This is a genomic window from Cellulomonas sp. NTE-D12 (assembly GCF_027923705.1).
In the GTDB taxonomy this organism is placed as follows: Bacteria; Actinomycetota; Actinomycetes; order Actinomycetales; family Cellulomonadaceae; genus Cellulomonas.
The window spans coordinates 3,540,162-3,564,161 of sequence record NZ_AP026442.1 but is presented as its reverse complement, the minus strand read 5'-3'; the positions used below and the strand labels follow the sequence as shown (position 1 = coordinate 3,564,161).

General features: G+C 72.8%; 21 protein-coding genes. 8 read left to right on the top strand and 13 right to left on the bottom strand.

The window, feature by feature from the left end:
* Positions 1-103 precede the first annotated feature (103 nt).
* On the top strand, positions 104-1,735 hold the full coding sequence (locus QMF98_RS16460) for an ATP-binding cassette domain-containing protein (protein ID WP_337973989.1): 1,632 nt from the start codon (positions 104-106) through the stop codon (positions 1,733-1,735).
* A 307-nt stretch (positions 1,736-2,042) separates the two neighbouring features.
* Here QMF98_RS16460 and QMF98_RS16455 read toward each other — a convergent pair whose 3' ends face one another.
* From QMF98_RS16455 to QMF98_RS16440, 4 genes are read right to left on the bottom strand one after another with little or no spacing between them, the layout of a single operon-like run.
* A complete protein-coding gene (locus QMF98_RS16455) occupies positions 2,043-2,795 on the bottom strand; it encodes an ABC transporter permease (protein WP_337973988.1) in 753 nt (250 codons plus the stop codon).
* Positions 2,795-3,556 (bottom strand): ABC transporter ATP-binding protein, encoded by a 762-nt coding sequence (locus tag QMF98_RS16450; RefSeq protein ID WP_337973987.1) that lies wholly within the window; start codon positions 3,554-3,556, stop codon positions 2,795-2,797. Before QMF98_RS16450 ends, QMF98_RS16455 begins: the two co-directional genes overlap by 1 nt.
* Positions 3,553-3,918: a DUF1048 domain-containing protein gene (locus QMF98_RS16445; protein ID WP_337973986.1), complete on the bottom strand. Its 366-nt coding sequence runs from the start codon at positions 3,916-3,918 to the stop codon at positions 3,553-3,555. Before QMF98_RS16445 ends, QMF98_RS16450 begins: the two co-directional genes overlap by 4 nt.
* Positions 3,911-4,240 (bottom strand): PadR family transcriptional regulator, encoded by a 330-nt coding sequence (locus QMF98_RS16440; protein ID WP_337973985.1) that lies wholly within the window; start codon positions 4,238-4,240, stop codon positions 3,911-3,913. The genes QMF98_RS16445 and QMF98_RS16440 overlap by 8 nt, the downstream gene beginning before the upstream one ends.
* Before the next feature lie 177 nt (positions 4,241-4,417).
* Here QMF98_RS16440 and QMF98_RS16435 point away from each other — a divergent pair, with 177 nt between their 5' ends.
* Positions 4,418-5,608, top strand: a complete 1,191-nt coding sequence (locus QMF98_RS16435; RefSeq protein ID WP_337973984.1) for a PQQ-dependent sugar dehydrogenase — start codon at positions 4,418-4,420, stop codon at positions 5,606-5,608.
* Between the two features lie 27 nt (positions 5,609-5,635).
* Here QMF98_RS16435 and QMF98_RS16430 read toward each other — a convergent pair whose 3' ends face one another.
* From QMF98_RS16430 to QMF98_RS16410, 5 genes are all read right to left on the bottom strand, one after another.
* On the bottom strand, positions 5,636-7,066 hold the full coding sequence (locus tag QMF98_RS16430; RefSeq protein WP_337973983.1) for a dihydrolipoyl dehydrogenase family protein: 1,431 nt from the start codon (positions 7,064-7,066) through the stop codon (positions 5,636-5,638).
* Between the two features lie 285 nt (positions 7,067-7,351).
* On the bottom strand, positions 7,352-7,993 hold the full coding sequence (locus QMF98_RS16425) for an alpha/beta hydrolase (RefSeq protein WP_337973982.1): 642 nt from the start codon (positions 7,991-7,993) through the stop codon (positions 7,352-7,354).
* 130 nt (positions 7,994-8,123) lie between these two features.
* Positions 8,124-9,560 carry a nitronate monooxygenase gene (locus QMF98_RS16420; protein WP_348773380.1) on the bottom strand — a complete coding sequence of 479 codons (1,437 nt, stop codon included), beginning with the start codon at positions 9,558-9,560 and terminating at the stop codon, positions 8,124-8,126.
* A 218-nt stretch (positions 9,561-9,778) separates the two neighbouring features.
* Complete coding sequence (gene fabI / locus QMF98_RS16415) at positions 9,779-10,546, bottom strand: enoyl-ACP reductase FabI (protein ID WP_337973981.1); 768 nt, start codon at positions 10,544-10,546, stop codon at positions 9,779-9,781.
* Positions 10,547-10,624: 78 nt separating this feature from the next.
* Positions 10,625-11,485 (bottom strand): helix-turn-helix transcriptional regulator, encoded by an 861-nt coding sequence (locus QMF98_RS16410; protein ID WP_337973980.1) that lies wholly within the window; start codon positions 11,483-11,485, stop codon positions 10,625-10,627.
* 101 nt (positions 11,486-11,586) lie between these two features.
* Here QMF98_RS16410 and QMF98_RS16405 point away from each other — a divergent pair, with 101 nt between their 5' ends.
* Positions 11,587-12,354: an SDR family oxidoreductase gene (locus tag QMF98_RS16405; RefSeq protein ID WP_337973979.1), complete on the top strand. Its 768-nt coding sequence runs from the start codon at positions 11,587-11,589 to the stop codon at positions 12,352-12,354.
* On the opposite strand, the gene QMF98_RS16400 is transcribed toward QMF98_RS16405, so the two are convergent.
* Positions 12,351-13,961 carry an alpha-amylase family glycosyl hydrolase gene (locus QMF98_RS16400; RefSeq protein ID WP_337973978.1) on the bottom strand — a complete coding sequence of 537 codons (1,611 nt, stop codon included), beginning with the start codon at positions 13,959-13,961 and terminating at the stop codon, positions 12,351-12,353. The two genes, QMF98_RS16405 and QMF98_RS16400, sit on opposite strands and share 4 nt — an antisense overlap.
* 287 nt (positions 13,962-14,248) lie before the next feature.
* Positions 14,249-15,412 carry an ROK family transcriptional regulator gene (locus QMF98_RS16395; RefSeq protein WP_337973977.1) on the bottom strand — a complete coding sequence of 388 codons (1,164 nt, stop codon included), beginning with the start codon at positions 15,410-15,412 and terminating at the stop codon, positions 14,249-14,251.
* A gap of 259 nt (positions 15,413-15,671) precedes the next feature.
* On the opposite strand from QMF98_RS16395, the gene QMF98_RS16390 reads away from it, so the two are divergent.
* From QMF98_RS16390 to QMF98_RS16370, 5 genes are all read left to right on the top strand, one after another.
* Positions 15,672-16,982, top strand: coding sequence for an extracellular solute-binding protein (locus QMF98_RS16390; protein ID WP_337973976.1), 1,311 nt, complete (start codon positions 15,672-15,674; stop codon positions 16,980-16,982).
* Positions 16,983-17,038: 56 nt separating this feature from the next.
* Positions 17,039-18,007 carry a carbohydrate ABC transporter permease gene (locus QMF98_RS16385; RefSeq protein WP_337973975.1) on the top strand — a complete coding sequence of 323 codons (969 nt, stop codon included), beginning with the start codon at positions 17,039-17,041 and terminating at the stop codon, positions 18,005-18,007.
* Positions 18,004-18,849 (top strand): carbohydrate ABC transporter permease, encoded by an 846-nt coding sequence (locus QMF98_RS16380; protein WP_337973974.1) that lies wholly within the window; start codon positions 18,004-18,006, stop codon positions 18,847-18,849. The genes QMF98_RS16385 and QMF98_RS16380 overlap by 4 nt, the downstream gene beginning before the upstream one ends.
* A gap of 126 nt (positions 18,850-18,975) precedes the next feature.
* Positions 18,976-20,646, top strand: a complete 1,671-nt coding sequence (locus QMF98_RS16375; protein WP_337973973.1) for a glycoside hydrolase family 66 protein — start codon at positions 18,976-18,978, stop codon at positions 20,644-20,646.
* Positions 20,643-22,337: an alpha-glucosidase gene (locus QMF98_RS16370; RefSeq protein ID WP_337973972.1), complete on the top strand. Its 1,695-nt coding sequence runs from the start codon at positions 20,643-20,645 to the stop codon at positions 22,335-22,337. The genes QMF98_RS16375 and QMF98_RS16370 overlap by 4 nt, the downstream gene beginning before the upstream one ends.
* 4 nt (positions 22,338-22,341) lie before the next feature.
* On the opposite strand, the gene QMF98_RS16365 is transcribed toward QMF98_RS16370, so the two are convergent.
* Entirely contained in the window at positions 22,342-23,325 is a 984-nt protein-coding gene (locus QMF98_RS16365) for a hypothetical protein (RefSeq protein ID WP_337973971.1), read from the bottom strand.
* Between the two features lie 55 nt (positions 23,326-23,380).
* The gene (locus QMF98_RS16360; RefSeq protein WP_337973970.1) at positions 23,381-23,944 is read right to left on the bottom strand and encodes a dihydrofolate reductase family protein; all 564 of its coding nucleotides are present in this window, start codon (positions 23,942-23,944) and stop codon (positions 23,381-23,383) included.
* Positions 23,945-24,000: the final 56 nt, after the last annotated feature.

Sequence of the window (24,000 nt, the reverse complement as noted above, 5' to 3'; positions counted from 1 at the left end):
TGACCGCAGCCGTCGCCTCGACGGCGCCCCGGTCGTCCACCAGCCAGCCGCAGCGCACCGCTGCCGGCGGCGCGACGACCCCCGTCGACCTACGGAGCACCCGATGCCGTCATCCCCCAGCACTCCCGCGCCCGCCATCAACCTGCGCGACGTCACCCTCGAGTGGCCGGACGGTGCGACGGCGCTTGCGGGCCTCACCGGAACCCTCGGCACCGGCCGCACGGGGCTGGTCGGCGACAACGGCGCCGGCAAGTCCACGCTGCTGCGCCTGATTGCCGGCCGTCTCGCGCCGACGTCGGGACGCATCACCACCACCGGCGACGTCGGCTACCTCCCGCAGACCCTCACGCTGACCAGCGGCACGACGGTCGCGCAGCTGCTCGGCATCGCCCACACGCTCGCGGCGCTGCGCGCCATCGAGTCCGGCGACGTGGACGAGCGGCACTTCGAGGCGGTCGGCGACGACTGGGACGTCGAGACCCGCGCTGCCGACGCGCTCCGCGAGATCGGCCTCACCGCCGCCGACCTGGACAGACGGGTCGGGCAGCTGTCCGGCGGGGAGGCGATGCTCGTCGCGATCACCGGTCTGCGCCTGGCCTGCACACCGATCACGCTGCTCGACGAGCCGACCAACAACCTCGACCGCCCGTCCCGCGCGGCGCTCGCTGCCGTGGTCGACCGCTGGCCCGGCACGCTGGTGGTGGTCAGTCACGACGTGGAGCTGCTGGAGCGGATGGACCAGACGGCGGAGCTCCACGCCAGCCGGCTCACGGTGTTCGGCGGCCCGTTCAGCGCCTGGCGCGAGCACCTCGAGGCGGAGCAGGCCGCCGCCGAGCAGGCGGTGCGGACTGCGGAGCAGGCGGTGCGGGTCGAGAGACGTGAGCGCGCGGCGGCCGAGACCGCGATCTCCCGCCGCGACCGGGCCGGACGTGCGGACCGGGACAACGGCGGGATGCCGAAGATCCTGCTCGGGGGTCGCAAGCGGGCGGCACAGGTGACGGCCGGCAAGACGCGGACGGGGTTCGAGGCGCGCATCGCGTCAGCGCAGGCCGCGGCGGACGAGGCCGCGGCGCGGGTGCGCGAGACGGAGCACATCCGCCTGGACCTGCCCGATCCCGACGTGCCGCGCAGCCGCCGCCTGGCGGAGCTGGTCGGCACCGACCGGACCGTGGTGATCCAGGGCCCGGAGCGTGTGGCGCTGATCGGTCCCAACGGCGTCGGCAAGACGACGCTGCTCGAGCGACTGGTCCACGGCGCCGATGGCCCGCGCCCCACAGGCGCGCTGCTGACGGACCGGGTCGGCTACCTGCCGCAGCGTCTGGACGGTCTGGACGACGACGGCTCCGCCCTCGACGCCGTCCGCGCCGCTGTGCCGAGCGTGCCGACGGGCGAGCTGCGCAACCGTCTCGCGCGCCTGCTGCTGCGCGGCGACGCCGTCGACCGCCCGGTCTCCGTCCTGTCCGGCGGTGAGCGGTTCCGGGTGGCGCTCGCGCGGCTGCTGCTCGCGGACCCGCCCCCACAGCTGCTGGTGCTCGACGAGCCGACCAACAACCTCGACCTGACCAGCGTCGACCAGCTGGTCGAGGCGCTGCGCGCCTACCGCGGCGCGGTGCTGGTGGTCAGCCACGACCACCCGTTCCTGCACCGCCTCGACCTGGACACCGTCATCGAGCTCGACGCCGCGAGCCGGCTCCGCGATACAGAGCTCGGCACGGAGCGCGCGCCGCGCTGGTGAGCAGCCGGCGCGCGCCGCCCGGAGCCAGCGGAGCCGACATATCTTGCGGCGCTGTACGCCTCGCGTACGTACGCCAGGCGTACAGCCCGAGAACACATCGGCTCTCCTGCACGTCCGGCGCGGGAAGGGGGCCAGGGTCGTTGGTGCGGGCACTCGGTCGGGCGAGACTCGCAGCCGGATGGAGCAGTGCAGCCGGATGAGCGGTGCAGCCGGATGAGCGGTGCAGTCGCCTGCGTGGCGCAGTCCCCTTGCCGCCCACGGACCAGGGACCGCAGCACGGCTGCGGTCCCTGTGGGGCTGATCCCCGCTACGCCGTCTTCCGGTACAGCCGCATCGCGAAGACGTACGCGACCACGGCCAGGCCGACGCACCAGGCGAGCGCCGTCCAGATCGCGCCGCCCACCGGCTGGCCCTCCATCAGGTGCCGCAGCGACTCGACGATGGACGTCACCGGCTGGTTCTGCGCGAACCACCGGACCGGTCCCGGCATGGTGGCGGTCGGCACGAAGGCCGAGCTGATGAACGGCAGGAAGATCAGCGGGTAGGCGAAGGCGCTCGCCCCGTCGATGGACTTGGCGGTGAGCCCGGGGATCACGGCCAGCCAGGTCAGCGCCAGGGTGAACAGCGCCAGGATGCCCACCACACCGAGCCACGCCGTGACCCCGGCGCTCGACCGGAAGCCCATCAGCAGGGCGACGCCGACGATCAGCGCCAACGAGATGAAGTTCGAGACCACAGATGTCACCACGTGCGCCCACAATGCTGCGGACCGGCCGATCGGCATCGAGTGGAAGCGGGCGAAGATGCCCTTCTGGGTGTCGGTGAAGATGCGGAACGCGGTGTAGGAGACGCCGCTGGCCACCGCGATCAGCAGGATTCCCGGCAGCAGGTAGTTCACGTAGTGACCGCCACCTGCCGAGATGGCGCCGCCGAGCACGTACACGAACAGCAGCATCATGGCGATCGGGGTGACCGCCACCGTGATGATCGTGTCCGGGCTGCGCAGGATGTGCTTCATCGAACGACCGGTCAGTGCCGTGGTGTGGGAAAGCGCGCTCATCAGGCCGCCTCCTTCTTTCCGATGATGGCGAGGAAGATCTCCTCCAGGCTCGGCTGCTTCTCGACGTACTCGACCTGGGCGGGCGGGAACAGCGCCTTGAGCTCCGCGAGGGTGCCGTCGGCGATGATCCGGCCGCCGTGCAGGATGGCGATCCGGTCCGCCAGCTGCTCGGCCTCGTCGAGGTACTGCGTGGTGAGCAGCACGGTGGCGCCGGCAGCAGCCAGCTCCTTCACGGTCGCCCACACCTCGAGCCGGCCCTCGGGGTCGAGCCCCGTGGTTGGCTCGTCGAGGAAGATCACCGACGGGTTGCCGACCAGGCTCATCGCGATGTCCAGCCGGCGGGTCATGCCGCCGGAGTAGGTGTCCGCGCGCCGGTCGGCGGCGTCGGTCAGCCCGAACCGCTCGAGCAGCCGCCGTGCGATGCCGGCCGGGTCCTTCTGGTCCCGCAGACGGGCGATCAGCACCAGGTTCTCCCGGCCGGTCAGCATCCCGTCGACCGCGGCGAACTGGCCGGTCAGCGAGATGCTGCGACGCACCTGGTCACCGGCGTGCACCACGTCGTGACCGGCGACCCGCACCTCGCCGGCGTCCGGCTTCAGCAGCGTGGCGCAGATGTTCACGGTGGTCGTCTTGCCGGCACCGTTGGAGCCCAGCAGCGCAACGATGTGCCCCTGCTGCACGGTCAGGTCGACGCCGTCGAGCACGGTCGTCGTCCCGAAGGACTTGCGCAGCCCGCGGATCTCGATCGCTGCGGCGCTCATCGTCCCTCGCCTCCGCCCAGGTGCCGGCGGACGTCCTTGTTCAGCTGCTCGTGCCAGTCGCCCGTGTAGGTGTGAGCGTTGGCGAGCAGCTCGTCGGCGAACGCGGCGACGTCCTGGCCGGTCAGCTCGAGCACCTTCTGCCCGTTGGCGACGCCGGACTCGAACAGCTCGGCGAGGTCGGTCAGGACGGTGAGCATGTCCATCCCGTCGCCGCCTGCGTGGTGCCACAGGTACTTCTCGATGCGCCGGTACACGAACCGGTAGTCGTCCGGCATCGCGTTGATCCGGGCCTGCATCGCCTTGTACTCGCGCTTCTGCCGCGAGACGTCGCGCCAGTACGCGACGGTGATCCACTCAAACATCGCTGTGCCCCTTCAGCTGGTCGATCTTCGACGTGACGAAATCCCACCGTGCCCAGAAGTCCGCCAGCTCGGCGCGCCCCGAATCGTTGAGCGCGTAGAACTTGCGCGGCGGTCCCACCTCGGACGGCTTCTTGGTGACGACGACCAGACCGTTCTTCTCCAGCCGCAGCAGGATCGTGTAGACGGTCCCCTCGACCACGTCGTCGAAACCCAGCACGTTGAGCTTCCGCGTGATCTCGTAGCCGTACGTCTCCTCGCGCCCGATCAGCTCGAGCACGCACCCTTCGAGCGCTCCCTTGAGCAGCTCCGTCAGGCCCTTCATCGCCTCACCCCCTCTACTCGGTGTCGCTGGTATCCAGTAGCCCTAGGTACCGGTATACAGTGACACCGAGTACCGCCGGTGTCAACACCGACCTCTGGCGCGCTCGAGGTCGACGGCGCATCGTCGATCCGGGGCCGAGAGGTCGTCGCAGGGCCGAGGGTTCGTCAGGGGGCAGCGATGCGCGGGAGCCGAGCGGGTGCGTTGCTGGCCGTCGGCGCGGTGCTGCTGGTGGGTGCCTGCACGCCGGGCGTGACCACGGAACCCGACGTGACGTCGGCACCGACGGCCACGGCGGCGCCCGCGCCGACGACCGGCGCCGCGCCGACGACCAGTGCCGCTGCGACGACCGCGGCAGCGCCCGCATCGACGCCCACCGCGCCGCCGGCCCTGCTCCCGACCGGCGACCCGGTCGACGTGGTCACCGGGCTGAGGTCGCCGTGGTCCATCGTGTTCGTCGGGACGACCGCCCTGGTCAGCGAGCGGGACACCGGCCAGGTGGTCGAGCTGACCGGCGCCGGCGGGATGCGGGTGGTCGGCACCGTGCCGGGGGTGAAGCACGGTGGAGAGGGCGGGCTGCTCGGCCTGGCGGTCGACGGCCAGCACCGGCTGTACGCCTACTCCACCGGCGCGGACGGCAACCGGGTGCAGCGGTGCACGCTCACCGGCGCCCCGGGCTCGTACGGGCTCGGCCCGTCGACGACCCTGATCGACCGGCTGCCGTCCGGCCAGATCCACAACGGTGGGCGGCTGGCGTTCGGTCCCGACGGGATGCTCTACGTCGGCGTCGGCGAGACCGGCCAGCGATCCCGGGCCCAGGACCTGAGCTTCCTCGGCGGCAAGATCCTGCGGATCACTCCTGACGGCGGCGTCCCGGCCGACAACCCGTTCCCGGGCTCACCCGTCTACAGCTACGGGCACCGCAACGTGCAGGGCATCGGCTGGACCGCCGACGGGCGGATGGTCGCCAGCGAGCTGGGGCAGGACACCTGGGACGAGCTCAACGCGATCGTGCCGGGCAAGGACTACGGCTGGCCGCTGGTCGAGGGCACGGGCGGCACCGCTCGCGGCTTCGTGGACCCGGTGCAGACGTGGCCGACGGACGAGGCCAGCCCGTCCGGCCTCGCGGTGGTGGACGGCACGGTGTTCGTCGCCAACCTGCGCGGCACGGTGCTGCGCGCGGTGCCGGTGGCCGACCTGGGCCGGTCGACGCCGCTGTACCAGGGCCGGTACGGGCGCATCCGCGACGTGGTGCGTGCGCCGGACGGCCAGCTGTGGATCCTCACCGACAACACCGACGGCCGCGGCACCCCGCACCCGGGTGACGACCGGATCCTCGCGGTCTCGCTGGCCCCGGCGGCGACCGGCTGACGGTACGTTCGGCGTCAGCCCGGCCGGTCAGCCCAGCGCGTCGAGCAGCAGGTTGAGCCCCTCCGTCATGGTCGGGTGGGTCAGCACCGCGTCCCGCAGCTGCTGGTAGGGCAGGTGCGCCAGCATCGCCACCTGCACCGCGGCGATGACCTCACCTGCGTTCCCGCCCAGTAGGGACACGCCGAGGATCTGGTCCGTGTGCGCGTCGACCACCGCCTTCCAGGTGCCGACCGTCTCGTGCAGCGTCTTGGCGCGCGGGATCGCCGCGACGGGGATCCGCGCCACCCGTACCTCGTACCCCTGGGCGCGCGCCTCGGTCTCGGTCAGGCCGACGCGGCCCAGCTCGGGGGTGATGAACACCGAGTAGGGGATCAGCCGGCCGGCCGTGGTGGCGTCGCCGCCGGTCAGCAGGGTGCGCAGGATGCGGAAGTCGTTCCAGGAGGCGTGCGTGAACTGCGGCGTGCCGGCCACGTCGCCGGCGGCCCAGACGTGGTCCGCGCTGGTCCGCAGGTGGTCGTCCACCTCGACGAACCCCCGCTCGGTCAGCCGCACACCGGCGGCGTCCAGGCCGAGGTCGGCGGTGACGGGGGCGCGTCCGGTGGCGACGAGCAGCTGCGCGCCGCGGACGTGCGAGCCGTCGGACAGGGTGACGACCACCTCGTCGTGACCCTGGCCCGCGTGCCACGCCTCGTCGTGCCACAGGCCGGCGTCGACCGACTCGCGGCGCACCGACACGGCCCGGACGCCCAGCCGCACGTCCACGCCCTGCGCCCGGAGCACTGTTGCGACCTCGTCGGACACGTCCGGGTCCTCGCGGGGCAGCAGCCGGTCCGGACCCTGCAGCAGCGTCACCGTGGAGCCGAAGATCGCGAACATCGAGGCGAACTCGCACCCGATGTACCCGCCGCCCAGGACGACGAGCCGGCTCGGGATCGAGGTGAGCTGGAGGATCGTCTCCGACGTCCACGGGCTGGCCCCCGCGAGCCCCGGGACGTCCGGCAGCGCCGGCGTGGTGCCGGTGTTGACCACCACGTCGCGGCCGCGCACCCGCCGGACGTCACCCTGCCGGGTGCTGATCTCCACCGTGCGCTCGCCGACGAACCGCGCCGTGCCGAGCACGAAGTCCATCCCGGAGTCGTGGAAAAGGTGCACGTGGGCGTCCACCATGCCCCCCACCACGCCCTCCTCGTGCGCCCGCAGCAGGGGCAGGTCCACCCGCGGGGTGCCGTCGACCACGATCCCCATCGCCGCCGCGTGCCGCGCCGACAGCAGCGTGCGGGCCGAGCCGACCAGCGACTTGGTGGGGATGCAGGCGACGTTGATGCAGGTGCCGCCGATCTTGTCCCGCTCGACCATCACCACGGACCAACCGGCCTTGGCCCGGTCCATCGCCAACGACTTGCCGGCCTTGCCGCCGCCGACCACCAGCAGGTCGACGTCCTCGATCGACGCGTCCATGACATCCCTCCGCCGTCGTCCACCGCCCACCGTCGGGGGTGCGGTGACAGGTCTACAGCGCGAGAGGGCGCACGAGGAGTGGCGGCTCGGGTCCAGGCAGCTACCGCCCCGGGGGACAGCGCTCCTCGAGACCGTCGTCTCGTCGCCGTGCGTGGTCGTCGCACGCGCGAGCGTGCTCGTGACCCGGGGAGAACGGGATGCAGCTGACGGCTGTACGCCTGGTGTACGTACACCGGGCGTACAACGCGAAGAAGGAGGTCGGGGGCTTGGCGGGGCGAGCCGAGGTCAGGCGGTGAGGGCCGCTTCGAGGAAGGTGGCGACGTCGGCGAGCTCGGCGGCGCTGACCGAGTGCGGCAGGCCGGGGTACACCCGCACGGTGGCCTTGGTGTGCGCCGGCAGCCAGGCGTCGGTGCGGTCGACGGCGTCCGCGGCGATCACCCCGTCGGCGTCGCCACGTCCCCAGAACACCGGCACGGCCGTGAGCTCGTCGTCGTGCGGCTGCTCGCCGGCCAGGACGAAGCCGGACAGCACCACGCCGGCGGCGAACCGCTCGGGACGGGCCCGCAGCAGCTGCGTCACCATCAGGCCGCCCTGCGAGAAGCCGAGCGGCACCACCGGGCGGTCCGCCGGCACCGTCTGGTCCAGCCACTCGAGGATCGTGGCCGTGGCGGCGTGCACAGGGGCGGGGTCGGGGCTGCCGGGGGTGGTGATCGGGAACCAGGCGCGGCCCGGTGCGCCCGGGTAGGGGGACGCCGGGAACGGTCCGGGCAGGGACGCCCAGCCGAGGCGCGCCGGCAGGTGGGCGGTGAGCCCGGGGAGGTCGCGCTCGTCGGAGCCGAAGCCGTGCAGCAGGAGCAGCAGCGGGGCGGGCGCCGGTGCACCGCCCGTCAGGACGGCGGAGCGCTCGAGCTGCACGGGGAACGGCATGACGGTCGGCTCCAAGATTGTCGGGACAACTATGGGAAGCGTACGCCGTGCGCAGGGATGGTCGGCGGGGCCTGCGGGAATGGTCGGCCGGGAGCGGTGCGTGGGGTGGTGAGCGTCGGACGCGTCCGGCTCAGGCCGCGCCGAGGATCCAGTCGAGGGCCTGCCGGGCGGTCCACGTGCCGGGGTGGTCGGCGGCCAGACGGGCGGCACCGTCGAGGTCGGACCCGAGGGTGACCAGCGCAGGCTCCTGGTAGCCGTCGGCACGGGTCTGGCCCAGGCCGATGTCCGCGGTCAGCGCGTTGCACAGGCAGGTGCGCCCGACGGTGTCCTCCGCCGCGCCGCCCTTGCGGACGTACACGTGCACCGGCTCGGCCTTGCAGCGGTAGCCCACCGCGCCGTTGTCCCGCAGGTACGGCGTGCGGAGGTAGCCGAGGTCGCACAAGCGCTCGCGGGCCGCGACCACCGGCGGGTCCGAGAGGGTGCCCGGCAGCTGCGCCACCTTGAACGGGAAGCCGGTCGGCGAGGCGAGGGGGTCGGTGCGGACGGTGAGGGTGCCGGCGCGCAGGCGGGTCAGCAGGTCGTCGCGCAGGGCTGTGGTCAGTCCGGTCTCTTCGCACAGGGCGAAGACGGTGCCGACCTGCACGCCGGCGGCACCGGCGGCCAGTGCGGCGGCCAGGGCCTCCGGCGTCCCCTGCGAGCCGGCCAGCCAGAACGGCAGCCCGACGGCGGCCACCTTCGCCACGTCCGCCTGGTCCCGCGGGCCGAACACCGGCTGACCGTCCTCGTCGAGCACCAGCTGACCCCGCGGCGGCGCGTTGTGGCCACCGGCGAGCGGCCCCTCGACCACGAAGCCGTCGGGCCGGATGTGCGCGTCCTTGGCCAGGTACGACGCCAGGGCGTGCGCCGAGACGATCGCCAGGAACGCCGGACGACGAACCGCCGGCAGCTCCGCGCCGAGCAGGGCGTGCGGGTCGAGGTGCACGGCGTGCCCTCCGCCCGCGGCACCCGAGACCTCCACCGGCAGGTCGACGGCATGGTGCGCGGCCAGCTCGTCCAGCAGGTGCGGGATGTCCCGCGGGATGCCGGCGCCCATCAGCACGTGGTCGACACCGGCGAGCATCGCGCCGTACACCGCGGTGGGCGTGGCCATCTGGATCTTCTCGAGCAGGTTGATGCCGACGAGCCCGTCGTGCCCCTCCTTGGCCAGCCACACCTCGACGAAGCTGCCGAGGATGCCCAGCTCCTGCGCCGGCCGGCTCTGCCGCACCGCCAGCCGAGGCACCGGGGAGTACGGGGTGCCGGGGAGGCGACCGCCGGCCAGGAAGTACCGGGCCAGCACGCGGTCGGCCACCGCGCGGACGGGGAAGGCCGCGAGTGCGCGGCGTGCGGAACCGTCGGGGTCCCCGTCCTGCAGCCGCCGGGCCAGCACCAGGTCCAGTGCCGTGCCCGAGACCACGCCGAGCTGACCGGCGCGGGCGACGGACGAGGCGATCTGCCACGAGGACACCGCGACGCCCATCCCGCCCTGGATCACCCTCGGCAGGGGTCGCCCCTGCAGTGGTCCCACGGTTGACGCCTGCGGGGGTCGCCCCGGAAGGGCGGCGGAGACGGGCACATCGGCTTGGGCGGTCACGAGGACCCTCTCCGCAGGTTACGGTGGCGTAAGTTACGTCACCGTAGGTTGAGGGTCGCAACGATGGCGCGTGACCTTCGTCCTGAGACCGGCGGTCTCACGAACGGTGTCGGCCTCGTCGCTCTCGCGACGGCGTCACTGGCGACGGTCGGTCACTGGCCCATCGCGTGCACGCCGCCGTCGACGTGCACGATCTCGCCCGTCGTCGCCGGGAACCAGTCGGACAGCAGCGCGGCGACCGCCTGGGCGGTCGGCACCGGGTCGGTCATGTCCCAGCCGAGCGGCGCGCGGTCGGACCAGCGGCCCTCGATCGTCTCGAAGCCCTGGATCGACTTGGCGGCCGTCGTCCGCACCGGACCGGCGGAGACGAGGTTGCACCGGATGCCGCGCGGGCCGAGGTCGCGGGCCAGGTAGCGGGAGGTCGACTCGAACGCGGCCTTGGCCACGCCCATCCAGTCGTAGACCGGCCACGCGAACTGCGCGTCGAACGTCAGCCCGACGATCGAGCCGCCGGTGCCGAGCAGCGGCAGGCTCGCCACCGCCAGCGCCTTGAGCGAGTAGGCCGAGACGTGCAGCGCGGTGGCGACGTCGTCCCACTGACCGGTGAGGAAGTTGCCGCCGAGCACCGACTGCGGCGCGAACCCGATCGAGTGCACGACGCCGTCCAGGTGGTCGGTGTGCTCGCGCAGCCGCCCCTCGAGCGCCGCCAGGTCCTCGTCCGACGTGACGTCGAGCTGCACCACCGGAGCCTCGACGGGCAGCCGCCGGGCCATCACCTCGGTGAGCTTGTACTGCCGGCCGAACGAGGTGAGCACCACGTCGGCACCCTGCTCCTGCGCGAGGCGTGCCACGTGGAACGCGATCGAGCCCTGCGTCAGCACGCCGGTGACCAGGATCTTCTTGCCGTCGAGCAGACCCATCAGGTGACATCCGTTCGGTTCGAGTCGGGCTTCCCGGGGGTCATCCTGACAGGAGCGCGGTACGGGCCCCAGTCGCGTCTACGCCGTACCCACCGGCGGGCCCGCCGTGAACGCCTGCGTGCCCAGCACGGACAGCAGGCGCAACCGGCCCTCCGCCTCGCTGCGTGGCGCCGCGGTCAGCACCAGCAGGGTCTGCGAGCCGTCCTCCGTGAACAGCACCTGGCAGTCGACCTCGATCGCTCCGACCTCCGGGTGCAGCAGCACCTTGTGGGCCTCGAACCGCCGGCCGACCTCGTGCCGCGCCCAGACGGCGGTGAACTCGGGGCTGATCCGGGTCAGCTCGCGCACCAGCCGGTCGGCGCGCTCCCGGGTCGACGCCATCCCGTGGGCGACTCGCAGGGACGCCACCATCGACCGGCTCTGCCGCTCGTGCGCCCCGGGCGGGTACAGGCCCCGGTCGTCCGGGTGCGCGAACCACCTGTAGATGCCGCTGCGCTCCAGGCCGGTGAACGACGTCTGGTCGCCGAACAGCGCCCGCGCCAGGTCGTTCTGCACCAGCGTCTCGTTCAGGGGCGTGAGCACCTGGGCCGGTGAGTCCGTCAGGCGGTCGAGCACGCGCAGCATGCCGGGCGACACGTGGTCGGAGCCGGCGTCCCGGTCGGGCGCGGCGTGGCCGGCGACCCGGTACAGGTAGTCCCGCTCGTCGTCCGTCAGGCGCAGCGCACGGGCCAGCGCGGCCAGCATCTGGGTGCTGGGCTGCGGTCCGCGGTGCTGCTCGAGGCGGGTGTAGTAGTCGGTGGACATGGTCGCCAGCTGGGCGACCTCCTCGCGGCGCAGGCCCGGGGCGCGACGGCGGGGGCCCGCCGGCAGCCCGACGTCCTGCGGCTGCAGCTGTTCGCGGTGACGGCGCAGGAAGTCGGCGAGGGCAGGACGGTCCACCGCGTCATGGTGCGCCACGAGCCGGTCGCGAACCAGGGATCCGCGGTCCCTGGACGAGCCTGCCCTGGAGCATCCGCGACGGCCGACGAAGACTCGACGGCATGCAGATCAGCGGAAACACCGTCTTCATCCCCGGCGCGACCAGCGGCATCGGTCTGGCGCTGGCGCTCCGGCTCCAGGCCCGCGGCAACACCGTCGTCGTCGGCGGCCGTCGCACCGACCGGCTCGCGGCCATCGCCGCCGAGCACCCCGGCCTCGACACCGTCGCGATCGACACCACCGACCCGGCGAGCATCACCGCGGCCGCGGCGCAGGTGCTCGCGCGGCACCCGGACCTCAACGTGCTGATCACCATGGCCGGGATCATGCGGGTCGAGGACTGGCACACCCCGTCCGGGTTCCTCGCCAGCGCCGAGGCGACCGTCACCACCAACCTGCTCGGCCCCATCCGGCTGATCGCCGCCTTCGTCGAGCACCTCGCCTCGCGTCCGGACGCCACGATCATGACGGTGTCCTCCGGCCTTGCCTTCGCCCCGCTGCGCGTGACGCCCAGCTACAACGCGACCAAGGCTGCGATCCACCTGCTCAGCGAGAGCCTGCGGCTGCAGCTGGCCGACACGTCGGTGCAGGTGATGGAGCTGGAGCCGCCGGCGGTGCGCACCGAGCTGATGCCGGGCCAGGAGAGCAGCGAGTTCGCCATGCCGCTGGACGACTTCGTCGACGAGGTGATGGCGCTGGTCGAGGCGAACCCCGACGCGCACGAGATCCAGGTGGAGAACGTGAAGTTCCTCCGGTACGGCGAGGCCCGCGGCGACTACGACCAGGTGGTGGCCACCCTGAACCGCCTCGACCCGCACGCGGCCGCCTAGGACTCGTCGAGCTCCACCACCAGCGCCTGGTTCGCGTCGAGGTCCAGGGCGGCCAGGTCGACCGGCGTGCCGGGCGTCGGCCCGTGGCTGGCGATCAGCACCCGGCCGGCGCCCGGTCCGGCGAGGGTCACGTGCCGGGGCGCGTCGGCGAAGCCGAGCAGGACGACGAGCGTCGCGTCCTCGACCGACCGGCGGTAGGCGTACACGTCCGGACCGGCGTCGAGCGCCGCGTAGTCCCCGCCGACCAGGCACGGATGCGTCCGACGCAGCCGCAGCAGGTCTCGGTACAGGCTCAGCAGCGAGCCGGGGTCGCCCGTCTGGGTCGCCACGTCGACGCCGCCCCGCGGCACCGGCCGCCACGGCACGCCCGTCGTGAAGCCCGCACCGGGAGCGGTCAGGTCCCACTGCATCGGCGTGCGCAGGGGGTCGCGGCCGTTGGGGTCGGTGGCGAGCTCGGCCGGAACCGGCACGTCCGTCATGCCGATCTCCTCGCCGTAGTACAGGAACGTGGCGCCCGGCAGCGTGGCGAGCATCACCGCGGCGACGCGGGTGCGGGGGTCCGGCTGCGACGGGTCCTGGTGCCGCAGCGCGTACCGGGTGGCGTGCCGGGGGATGTCGTGGTTCGACAGCGCATGCGTCGGCCAGCCGCCCACCGCCAGCACGTCCGCCATCTGCTCGCCGCCCGCACGGAACGCGTCCGCGCTCCACGGGTTGCTCCAGAACCCGAAGTCGAACACCAGCGGCAGCTCGTCACCGCTGCCGTGGTACGCCAGCCGCCGCCCGGGGTGGTGCACGCCGACCTCGCCGACCAGCACGGTCCCGGGGTACTCGTCGGCCACCGCCCGGATGCCGCGCAGCACGTCGTGCACATAGGGGTCGCCCATGCTGCGGTGCTGCCGGTCGTCCAGCTGCGTCGCGATCCGCAGGTGGGCGACGTCCGACGGGTTGTCCCGCAGCATGGCGTCCTTGCCGAGCCGGTGCGGGGCGTCGATGCGGAAGCCGTCCACCCCCCGGTCCAGCCAGAACCGGAGCACCTGGTGCATCGCCTCCCGCACGGCGGGGTTGCGCCAGTCGAGGTCCGGCTGCTCGGCGGTGTACGAGTGCAGGTAGTACTGACCGGTGGTCGGGTCGAGGGTCCACGCGGGGCCGACTCGTGCGAAGGCGGACAGCCAGTTGGTCGGCGGGCCACCGTCCGGAGCCGGGTCCCGCCAGACGTAGAAGTCCCGGTAGGGGTCGTCGCGGGAGCTGCGCGCCTGCTCGAACCAGGGGTGCTGGTCCGACGTGTGGTTCGGCACGTAGTCCAGCAGCACGCGCAACCCGCGCCGGTGCGCCTCCTCGACCAGGTGCTCGGCGTCCGCGAGCGTGCCGAACCGCGGGTCGACGTCGCAGTGGTCGGCGACGTCGTAGCCGAAGTCCACCATCGGCGACCGGTAGATCGGGGACAGCCAGATCGCGTCGACACCCAGGCTGTCCGGCCTGCCGGCGAGGTGGTCGAGCCGCTGCACGATGCCGCGCAGGTCCCCCGTGCCGTCCCCGTCGGAGTCCATGAAGCTCAGCGGGTAGACCTGGTACACGGTGGCGTTGCGCCACCACTCGGTGCTGACCACCCCGCCATCGAACCCCCGGCGCACGGGCGCCGCGCGGCCACGGGAGCGCCGGTCGCCGTGCGCGCGATCACGCAGGTGTCTCGGCGGGCGTCTCCCTCGGGAGCCCGCCCGGCGCGCCGCGGCGGGGAAGGGGGTGCCATTTCACGTCGTACGCCTGGCGTACGTACACCAGGCGTACAGCGCGAAGGGGTGAGGCGTCCTCCCCAGGCTGACGTCGGTGAACAGCAGGGGTCCGGGCGGCGTCGAGATCGAGGGAGGTGCGGACGACGAGGGTGCGGACGGCGCGGTCAGGGCAGGGTGGCCAGCACGGTGCGCTGGATGGCGACGGCGGCCGCGCCCCGGGCCCACAGGGTCGGGTCGTCCTTGACCAGGAGCAGGTCGACGTCGCTCGCCTCCGGGTTGCGGTGCTCGCGGATGCTGGCGACCAGCCGGTCCCAGCCCACCTCGGCGAGCCGGATCCCCTCACCGGTCAGCACCACGCGCTGCGGCTGGGCGATGTTCACCACGTCCGCGATCAGGACGCCGAAGGCGCGCGCGGCGTTGCCGACGATCTGGTCAGCGATCGGGTCGGCGGCGACGGCCAGGTCGAGCACCTCGTCGTACGTCAGCGCCCGGCCGGACGCGAGCGCCGCCTGCGTCTGGATCGCGTCCATGGACAGCAGCGCGTTGGCGCAGCCGCGGTGACCGTCGGGGCACGCGGGCCCGAGCGGGTCGAGCGGGAAGTGGCCCAGCAAGCCCAGGCCGGAGTCGCGGCCGTGCACCAGCCGGTCGTGGACCACCAGGCCGCAGCCGACCGCGGCGCCGATGGTCAGAGCGACGAAGTCGCTGACGTCACGCCCGGCACCGAACCAGTGCTCGGCCTCCATCAGTGCGTCGAGGTCGTTGGCCAGCACCACCGGGAGACCGAGCCGCTCGCGCAGCAGCACCCCGAGGTCCACGTCGCGCCAGCCGAGGAACGGCGCCCGCCCCACCCGCACGTCCTCGCGCACGATGCCGCCCAGCCCGACTCCGACGGCGCAGACGCACGCATCCGGCCGCCCCTCGCTGACCTGCGCGACCAGCCGGGCGAGCAGCTCGACCACCGCCTCGGGCCGGTGGTCCTCCACCGGCAGGTCGGCGGCGTGCACGATGTCCGCCCGCAGGTCGGTGAGCGCCGCGAACGCCCGCGTGCCGGTGAGCTTGATGCCGACGAAGTGGTCGAGGCCGGGGTCGACGTCCAGCGGCTGCAGCGGGCGGCCGCCGTTGCGGGCGGCGGGGTCCGTCGGGTCGTCGACCTCGTGCAGCACGCCGGTGTCGACCAGCGGCTTGGTCAGGCGCGTCAGGCTCGGGGTGGACAGCTCGAGCCGCTGCGCCAGCTCGGTACGGGCCAGCGGGCCGTGCACCAGCACCTCGAGGGCGACCCGGCGCTCGGACACGGACAGCTGCGTCCACCGCGACGGTGTGGCGGGCATCGGCGCTCTCCTGGTTCGACGTCGGACGACGGGACGGCGTGACGACGTGGCCAGATTATGCCGCAGCGGAACGATCCTCGGCCACCACCCCGTGATCGGAACGTGACTTCACCTGGCTTGACGGATGTCTGGCTGTCTGCCACTTTGTGTTGGCACGAAGAAAACACGCCACGGATGACCGTTGCCGGACAGGTCCGGCGGGGGCAGGGTTCGCCGCAGGCGTGGCGAGACGATGACGTCCCAACACCGGAGGCCGACGATGTTCAGCACCGCCCGAAGGACCGCCCTGACCGCCATCGGTGCGGCAGCGGCCCTCGCCCTGACCCTCACCGCCTGCAGCTCGGGCGGTGGTGCGGGCGCCGCCCAGACGCCCATCGCGTCCGCAGGCGCCACCATCTCCGGCACGGTCACCTTCTGGCACGCCTACTCGGCGGACTCGCAGGAGGTGAAGACGCTCGAGACGGTGATCATCCCCAAGTTCGAGCAGCTGCACCCCGGCGTGAAGGTGACCGACGTGGCGGTGCCCTACGACCAGCTGCACCAGAAGCTGGTGACGGCCGTCGCCGGCGACACGCTGCCCGACCTGGTGCGCTCCGACATCATGTGGGTCCCCGAGCTGGCTGACCTCGGCGTGCTGGTGCCGCTCGACCAGCAGATGCCGGACTTCAGCACCTACTCCGCCCAGGTCTACAAGGGCGCGCTGGCCACCAATGCGTGGAAGGGCCACTACTACGGCCTGCCGCTCGACACGAACACGCGCGTGCTGCTCTACAACTCCGACGCCCTGGCGAAGGCGGGCATCACCACGCCGCCGGCGACGTTCGCCGACCTGCGCGCCGACGCCCCCAAGCTGACCGCGGCCGGCGTCTCGACCTTCGCCGACAACAGCACGTCCGGCTGGAACGTGCTGCCCTGGATCTGGAGCGCCGGCGGCGCCGTCACCGACGACGAGGTGACCAAGGCGACCGGTTACCTGAACTCGGCGGCGTCCGTCGCGGGTGTGCAGCTGCTGGTGGACCTGTACAAGCAGAAGGCGATCCCGGACATCATCCTGGGCGGCACGGGCGGCACCGCCACGTCCGACGGCCTGGCGACCGGCAAGTACGCCACGATCCTCGACGGCCCGTGGATGTACCCGATCTTCGCCTCGCAGTACCCGCAGTTCCAGCTCAAGGCGGCACCGGTGCCGTCCGGTGACGGCGGCAGCATCTCCGTGGTCGGCGGCGAGTCGGTGGTGCTGACCAAGTCCTCGAAGAACAAGGACGCGGCTGCGGAGTTCCTGCGCTACCTGCTGTCGCAGGACGCGCAGCTGGCGATGGCCAAGGTCGGTCAGATGCCGGTGCTGTCCAACCTCGGCGACCAGCTGACCAGCATCAACGCCTACTACGGCCCGTTCGTCACGCAGCTGGCCACCGCCCGGCCGCGGACGCCGACCCCGGCCTGGCCGAAGATCGACGACATCCTCAAGGCGCAGATCCAGAAGGCGCTGCAGGGCGACGTCAGCGTGCAGGACGCCCTCGACCAGGCCGCCGCGCAGATCGACCCGCTGCTGGCGAAGTACGCCGGCTGACGCGCCCCGCCTGACCTGTTCGACCGCACCACCCCGACCAGCGGAACGGACCGACCATGACCACCACCACCCCGGCGATCGGGTCGGTCACCCGCACCGCCCCCGGCGGGACGGACCGGCGCACGCCCGGTTCGCCCCGCCGGCGGGCGGGCTGGGCGGGGCTCGTCTTCATCGTCCCCGGCTTCGCCCTGTACCTGCTGGTGATCGGCTGGCCGGCGGTGCAGGCGCTGCTGATCAGCCTGCGCGACTACAAGATCACGCCGGGTGCCGAGAGCCCCTGGATCGGGCTGGCCAACTACACCCGGGCGCTGCACGACCCGGTGCTGGCCCGTTCGTTCGTCAACGCCGGCGTCTACATGCTCACCACGGTGCCGACCCAGATCCTGATCGGCCTGGGCCTGGCGGTGCTGCTCGACACCGTCCTGCCCGGTCGAACGCTGTTCCGGGTGCTGTTCTACCTCCCCGTGGTCACCAGCTGGGTGGTGGTGTCGCTGCTGTTCCAGTACCTGTTCGCCACCGACCACGGCGTCGTCAACTGGTTCCTGGTCGACGTGCTCGGCGTGGTGGGCCACCCCGTGAACTGGCTCGGGCAGCGGTGGACGGCGATGGTCGCCATCGGGGCGCTGGGCGTCTGGAAGGGCGTCGGCTGGTCGATGCTGATCTTCCTGGCAGCGCTGACCGGCGTGCCGCGCGAGCTGCACGAGGCGGCCGCGCTGGACGGTGCCGGGGCCTGGCGGCGGTTCAAGCACGTGTCGATGCCGTTCATCCGCCCGACCATGGTGACGGTGGTGATCCTGCTGGTCATCGGCGGGTTCAACGTGTTCACGTCGGTGCTGCTGATGACCAACGGCGGCCCGCTGGACCAGACGCAGGTGCCGCTGACCTACATGTACCGGCAGGCGTTCGGGTACCTGGACTTCGGGTACGGGTCGGCGATCTCGTTCCTGCTGACGGGCCTGGTGCTGGTGATCGCCGGGCTGCAGTACTGGTGGGCGCGGCGTACTGCCGACGGGGGTGCGAAGTGATCGCCGGGCCGCGCTCGCGGCGGGTCACCGTCGCCGGGGTCCGGTACGCGCTGCTGATCGGCGCCGCGGTGGTGCTGGCGCTGCCGTTCGGCTACATGGTGTCCACGTCGCTCAAGGCGCACACCCTGCTGCTGGAGTACCCGCCGCGGCTGATCCCGAAGAGCCCGACGCTGGACAACTACACGCAGGCGTGGGGGGCCAACAACTTCGGCCGGTACTTCCTCAACTCTGCGTCGGTGGCGGTCGCCACGACGGTCGGCACCGTGCTGCTCGCCTCGATGATGGCCTACGGGTTCGCCCGGTTCCGGTTCCCCGGCAAGGGCGTGCTGTTCGGCACGGTGGTGGTCGGGCTGACCATCCCGACGATGCTGCTGATCATCCCGCAGTTCCTGCTGGCCAAGAACCTCGGGCTGCTGGACTCGCTGCCCGGCCTGGTGCCGTTCTACGTCGGCACGCAGATCGCCTTCTCGACGTTCCTGCTCCGCGCCTTCTTCGAGCAGATCCCGATGGAGCTCGACGAGGCGATGGTCATCGACGGCGCCGGCGCCTGGCGGCGGTACTGGAACCTGGCGATCCCGCTGTCCAAGCCCGCGCTGGCCACGGTGGCGATCTTCACGTTCCTCGGCAGCTGGGACGAGTTCGTCTGGGCGCTGACCGTGATCAACGACGTGTCCAAGCGGACCCTGCCGATCGGCATCGCCCTGTTCCAGGGGCAGCACGGGACGTCGTGGGGGCTGGTGTTCGCCGCGTCGGTGATCGCCGTCGTCCCCGTCATCGCCGTGTACGTGACGTTCCAGCGCCAGCTCGTCGCCGGGCTGACCAACGGCGCCCTGAAGAGCTGACCCGCCGGCCCGCCACCCTCCGCGGGCCACCCCACCGACTCCGTCCGTCACGACCCTTCCCACCACGACCCTTCCCGCCACGACCCTTCCCGCCACGACCGAGCACCCCCGGGGTGCAGGAGCACCATGCCCACGTCATCCGTCCCGCCCGCCGCCCCCGACCTGCTGCCGACCAAGGCGCGCTACGCCGCCGACGAGCCCGTGCTGGTCGAGGTGCGCGGAGACGTCACCGGTGAGCTGCAGGTGCACCATCTCGGCGAGCTGGTGCGGACCGTGCCGGTCGCCGGCGTCGGCGTCGTCGACCTGGGCACGCTGCCGGAGGGCGGGTACGGCGTGCGGCTGGTGCCGTCGTCGAACGGGCCGGATGCGTCCGTCGGCTCGGACGCGACGGACGCGCCGGAGGCCGCGCCGCTGCGCACGGCCGTCCTGGTCACGGACCGCCCGCGGGCCCGCATGCGGTACGGGTTCGTCGCCTCGTACGGCCAGGACAAGGACGTCGCCGGCGTCGTCGACCTGGCCCGCCGGCTGCACCTCGACGCCGTCCAGCTCTACGACTGGGCCTACCGGCACGCCGACCTGCTCGGCGGCGGCCCGGAGTACCAGGACGCCCTGGGCCAGACGATCTCGCTGGCCACCGTCCGGCGCCTGGCCGCCGCGCTCGCGGACGCCGGCAGCGACGCGCTCGGCTACGCCGCGGTGTACGCCGTGGGCCGTGACGAGTGGGCGTCCTGGGCGCACCGGGCGATGCTGCGCACCGACGGCGAGCCGTGGACGCTCGGCGACTTCCTGTGGCTGGTGGACCCCGCCGCCCGGGACTGGCAGGAGCACCTGGTGGCGGACCTGCAGGGCGCCGTCCGCGAGCTCGGCCTCGCCGGGTTCCACCTCGACCAGTACGGGTTCCCGCGCCGCGCGCAGCTGGTGGACGGGACGCCCGTGGACCTCGCACGGTCGTTCCGGTCGTTCCTCGAGGCGGTCCGCGCGGGTCTGCCGGAGCAGCGCCTGGTGTTCAACAACGTCAACGACTTCCCGACGTGGGCCACGGCCGACGCCCCGCAGGACGCGGTGTACATCGAGGTCTGGCCGCCGCACACCACGCTGGCGTCCCTGGCCGAGGTGGTGACGCGCGCCCGCGCGGCGGGCGCCGGCCGGCCCGTCGTGATCGCCGCCTACCAGCACGTCTACTCCACGGCGCCGGCCGCGCAGGCCGACCAGGCGACCGCCCTGACCATGGCGACCCTCTTCTCGCACGGCGCGACGCAGCTGCTGGCGGGAGAGAGCGGCCACGTGCTGGTCGACCCCTACTACGTGCGCCACCACGCCGCCGAGCCGTCGACCCTGGCGCAGCTGCACCGGTGGTACGACTTCCTGGCCGAGCACGACGAGCTGCTGCTCGCGCCGCAGGCGGCCGACGTGACCGGGGCCTGGGTCGGCGCCTACAACGAGGCGCTCGACGTGACCTATCCCGAGGCGCCGACCAGCAGCGATGCCGTGGCGGGGACCGTGTGGCGGCGCGTGGTGGACGTCGACGGGCGGCTGGTGATCCACCTGGTGAACCTGGTCGGGCAGGCCGACACCGAGTGGGACGCCCCGCACCAGCCGCCGGGCGACCCCGGTGCGGGGGTGCTGCGGATGCGGCGCGCCGGGTCGGCCCTGCCGACGGTGCTCGTCGCGGATCCGGACGGCAGCGGCCGGCTCGAGCCGGTCCCGGTGGTGCCGGACGGCGAGTACGCCGCCGCGCCGCTGCCGCCCCTGGCGACCTGGCAGCTGGTGGTCGTGGACCTGGACGGTGCCCGGTGAGCGCCGAGCCGTGGTGGCGCTCGGCCGTCGTCTACCAGGTGTACCCGCGCAGCTTCGCCGACTCGGACGGTGACGGCGTCGGCGACCTGCGCGGCATCACCGCCCGCCTCGACCACCTCGCCACCCTCGGCATCGACGCGATCTGGCTCTCCCCGGTGTACGCGTCCCCGCACGCCGACAACGGGTACGACATCAGCGACTACCAGGCGATCGACCCGGTGTTCGGCACGCTCGCGGACCTCGACGAGCTGATCGCGGCCGCCCACGACCGCGGCATCCGCATCGTGCTGGACCTCGTCGTCAACCACACCTCCGACGAGCACGCGTGGTTCGTCGAGTCCCGGTCGTCGCGTACCAGCCCCAAGCGGGACTGGTACTGGTGGCGGCCCCCGCGCCCGGGCTTCGTCGGCGGCACGCCCGGTGCGGAGCCGACCAACTGGGGCTCCTTCTTCTCCGGGCCCACGTGGACGTGGGACGAGGCGACGGGCGAGTACTACCTGCACCTGTTCGCCGCCAAGCAGCCGGACCTCAACTGGGAGAACCCGCAGGTGCGGGCGGCGATCCACGCGATGATGCGGTGGTGGCTGGACCGGGGCGTCGACGGCTTCCGGATGGACGTCATCAACCTGATCTCCAAGGACCCGGCCCTGCCCGACGGCGTCGTCGCGCCAGGCGCCGCCTACGGTGACGGGTTCCCGCACTACGCCACCGGGCCGCGCATCCACGAGTTCGTCGCGGAGATGCACCGCGAGGTGCTCGCGGACCGTGACGACCTGCTGACCGTCGGCGAGATGCCGGGCGTGACGTGGGAGCAGGCGCGCCTGTTCACCGACCCGTCCCGCGGCGAGCTGAGCATGGTGTTCCAGTTCGAGCACGTGTCGTTGGACCAGGGGCGCACCAAGTTCGACCCGGTGCCGCTGTCCTTGCCGGCGCTGAAGAGGTCGCTCGCGGGCTGGCAGGAGGGGCTCGGCGACGTCGGCTGGAACAGCCTGTACTGGTCCAACCACGACCAGCCGCGTGCCGTGTCGCGGTTCGGCGACGACGGCCGGTGGTGGCGCGAGTCGGCGACGGCGCTGGCCACCGTGCTGCACCTGCACCGCGGGACGCCCTTCGTCTACCAGGGCGAGGAGCTCGGGATGACGAACGCGCCGTGGGAGCACGTCGACCAGCTGCGCGACATCGAGTCGATCAACTTCTACGCCGAGGCGCTCGCGGCGGGGGTGCCCGCGGCGAAGGCCTTCGAGGGGCTGCTCAGCCGCGGCCGCGACAACGCCCGCACGCCGATGCAGTGGGACGACGGCCCGCACGCAGGGTTCAGCACCGGCACGCCCTGGCTGCCGGTCAACCCGAACCACCGCTGGCTCAACGCCGCCGCGCAGGTCGGTGCCGACGGTTCGGTGTTCGAGCACTACCGGGCGCTGATCGCGCTGCGGCACAAGGACCCGGTGGTCGCCCTCGGGGCGTTCCGGCTGCTGCTGCCGGACGACGAGCACCTCTGGGTGTTCGAGCGCACGCTCGAGGGCTACCCGCCGCTGCTGGTGCTGTCGAACTGGTCCGGCACCGACCGCCCGCTGCCGCCGGAGCTCGACGGCTGGGTCGACGCCGAGCTGCTGCTCGGCAACTACCCCGACACCGTGCCGGTCGACGCGCCGCTGCGCCCGTGGGAGGCGCGGGTCCTGCGCCGCCGCTGAGCGGTCAGGCGGCCGCCGGCTCGGTGCCGCGGATCGCGGTCAGTGCCCGTGCCGGGTCCAGGTCGAAGACGCCGCCCAGCGCGCACGCCCAGCCGGCGAGGAAGTAGTCCCGACCGTCCACGGCAGCGACCCCGGCGGCGCGGGCCTGCGCGAGGAAGGTCAGCGGGCCGCGGTAGTTGAGGTCCCACGCCACGGCATCGGGCGGGAACGCGGCACCGTCCGGCAGCGGTGACTCGGGACCGGCCTTGCCCAGGCCGGTGGCGTTCACGACGAGCGTGCCGGCCGGCGCCGCAGCGACCACCTCGGCACAGGCCTGCGGGGTCGGGGCCGTCAGCATCCGCACCGCAGCGGCGTCGACGGGCAGCCGGCCGAGCACCCGCCGCAGCGCGTCCAGCGCATCGGGATCACGGTCCACGAAGGTCAGCGCCGGCCGTGCCGCGGCGGGTGTCGGTTCCCCGGTGACCGTCGTCGCCGGCACGTCCAACGCCGTGGCCAGGAGCAACGCGGTCGCGGCACCGCCTGAGCCGAGGCAGACGACCGCCGGTGGCGCCGCCGGCAGGGGCACGTGCCCCAGCACCGTGTGCAGCGCCAGCACGTCCCGCGCGAAGGCCCAGACCCGGCCGTCGTCCAGCCGCAGGCTGTTGATCTCCGCCATCAGCCCGACGATCGGCTCCTGCACGTCGACCAGGTCCGCGCACGCGCGGTACAGCCGCAGCTTGTGATCCGTGATCACGGCACCGCGCACCCGCGGGTTGTTCCGCATCGCGCCGACGAGGCCCCGCCACACCTGCCGGTCCGCCTCGGCGTGCACGTCCACGCCCCGCAGCACCACGTTGCCGAGCCCGAGCGCCCGCGCCCACACCGGGAAGGCGGTGTGCACCCGGGACCCGGCGGTGTCCCGGCCGACGAACAGCACGACGTCCGGTCCGGACCAGCCGTGGATCGAACCCGGGGCGAGCAGGACGGACGACGATCCCAGCGCTGGCACGCCGCCACGCTAGCCCGGTGCCGCCTGCCCAGCAGCCGGCACCGGGCCGCCCGGATCAGCGCTGGCGCCGGTGCGTGGTCAGCACGGTCTCGCCGATCTGCTCCACCGAGCCGAGCGTGAGCTCGGCCGGACGCCGATCCGGCTCGAACAGTCGACGGCCCGCGCCGGCCAGCGTCGGGAAGGTGAGCAGCCGGTACTCGTCCACCAGGTCGTGCGCGACCAGGCTCTGCGCCACGCCGATGCTGCCGAGCACCAGCACGTCCGACCGGTCGCGCAGTCGGGGCACCTGCTCGAGCAGGTCACCGGCGAGCAGCGTCGACCGGTCCCAGCCGCTGAGGTCCGGCGTCCCGCGGGACACGACCACCTTCTCGATCCGGTTCATCGCCAGCGAGAACGGGTCCGTCCGAGTCGGCCACAGCTGCCTGAACAGCTCCCACGTCCGCCGGCCCAGCAGCAGCGTGCCCGTCTCGAGCAGCGGCCCGAGGCGGAACACGTCACCCGCGATGGCCTCTCGTCCGAACCGGAACGCCCACGCGCCGGCGCCGCCGCCGCCGGACCCGTCCGGGTCCTCCACCACGCCGTCCAGCGTGCCGAACTCGCTGATGATCACCTGGTGCATGTCGCTTCCCTCCCGGCCCCGGGGGCCGTGCTCTCGTCCTGACACCGGGTGATACC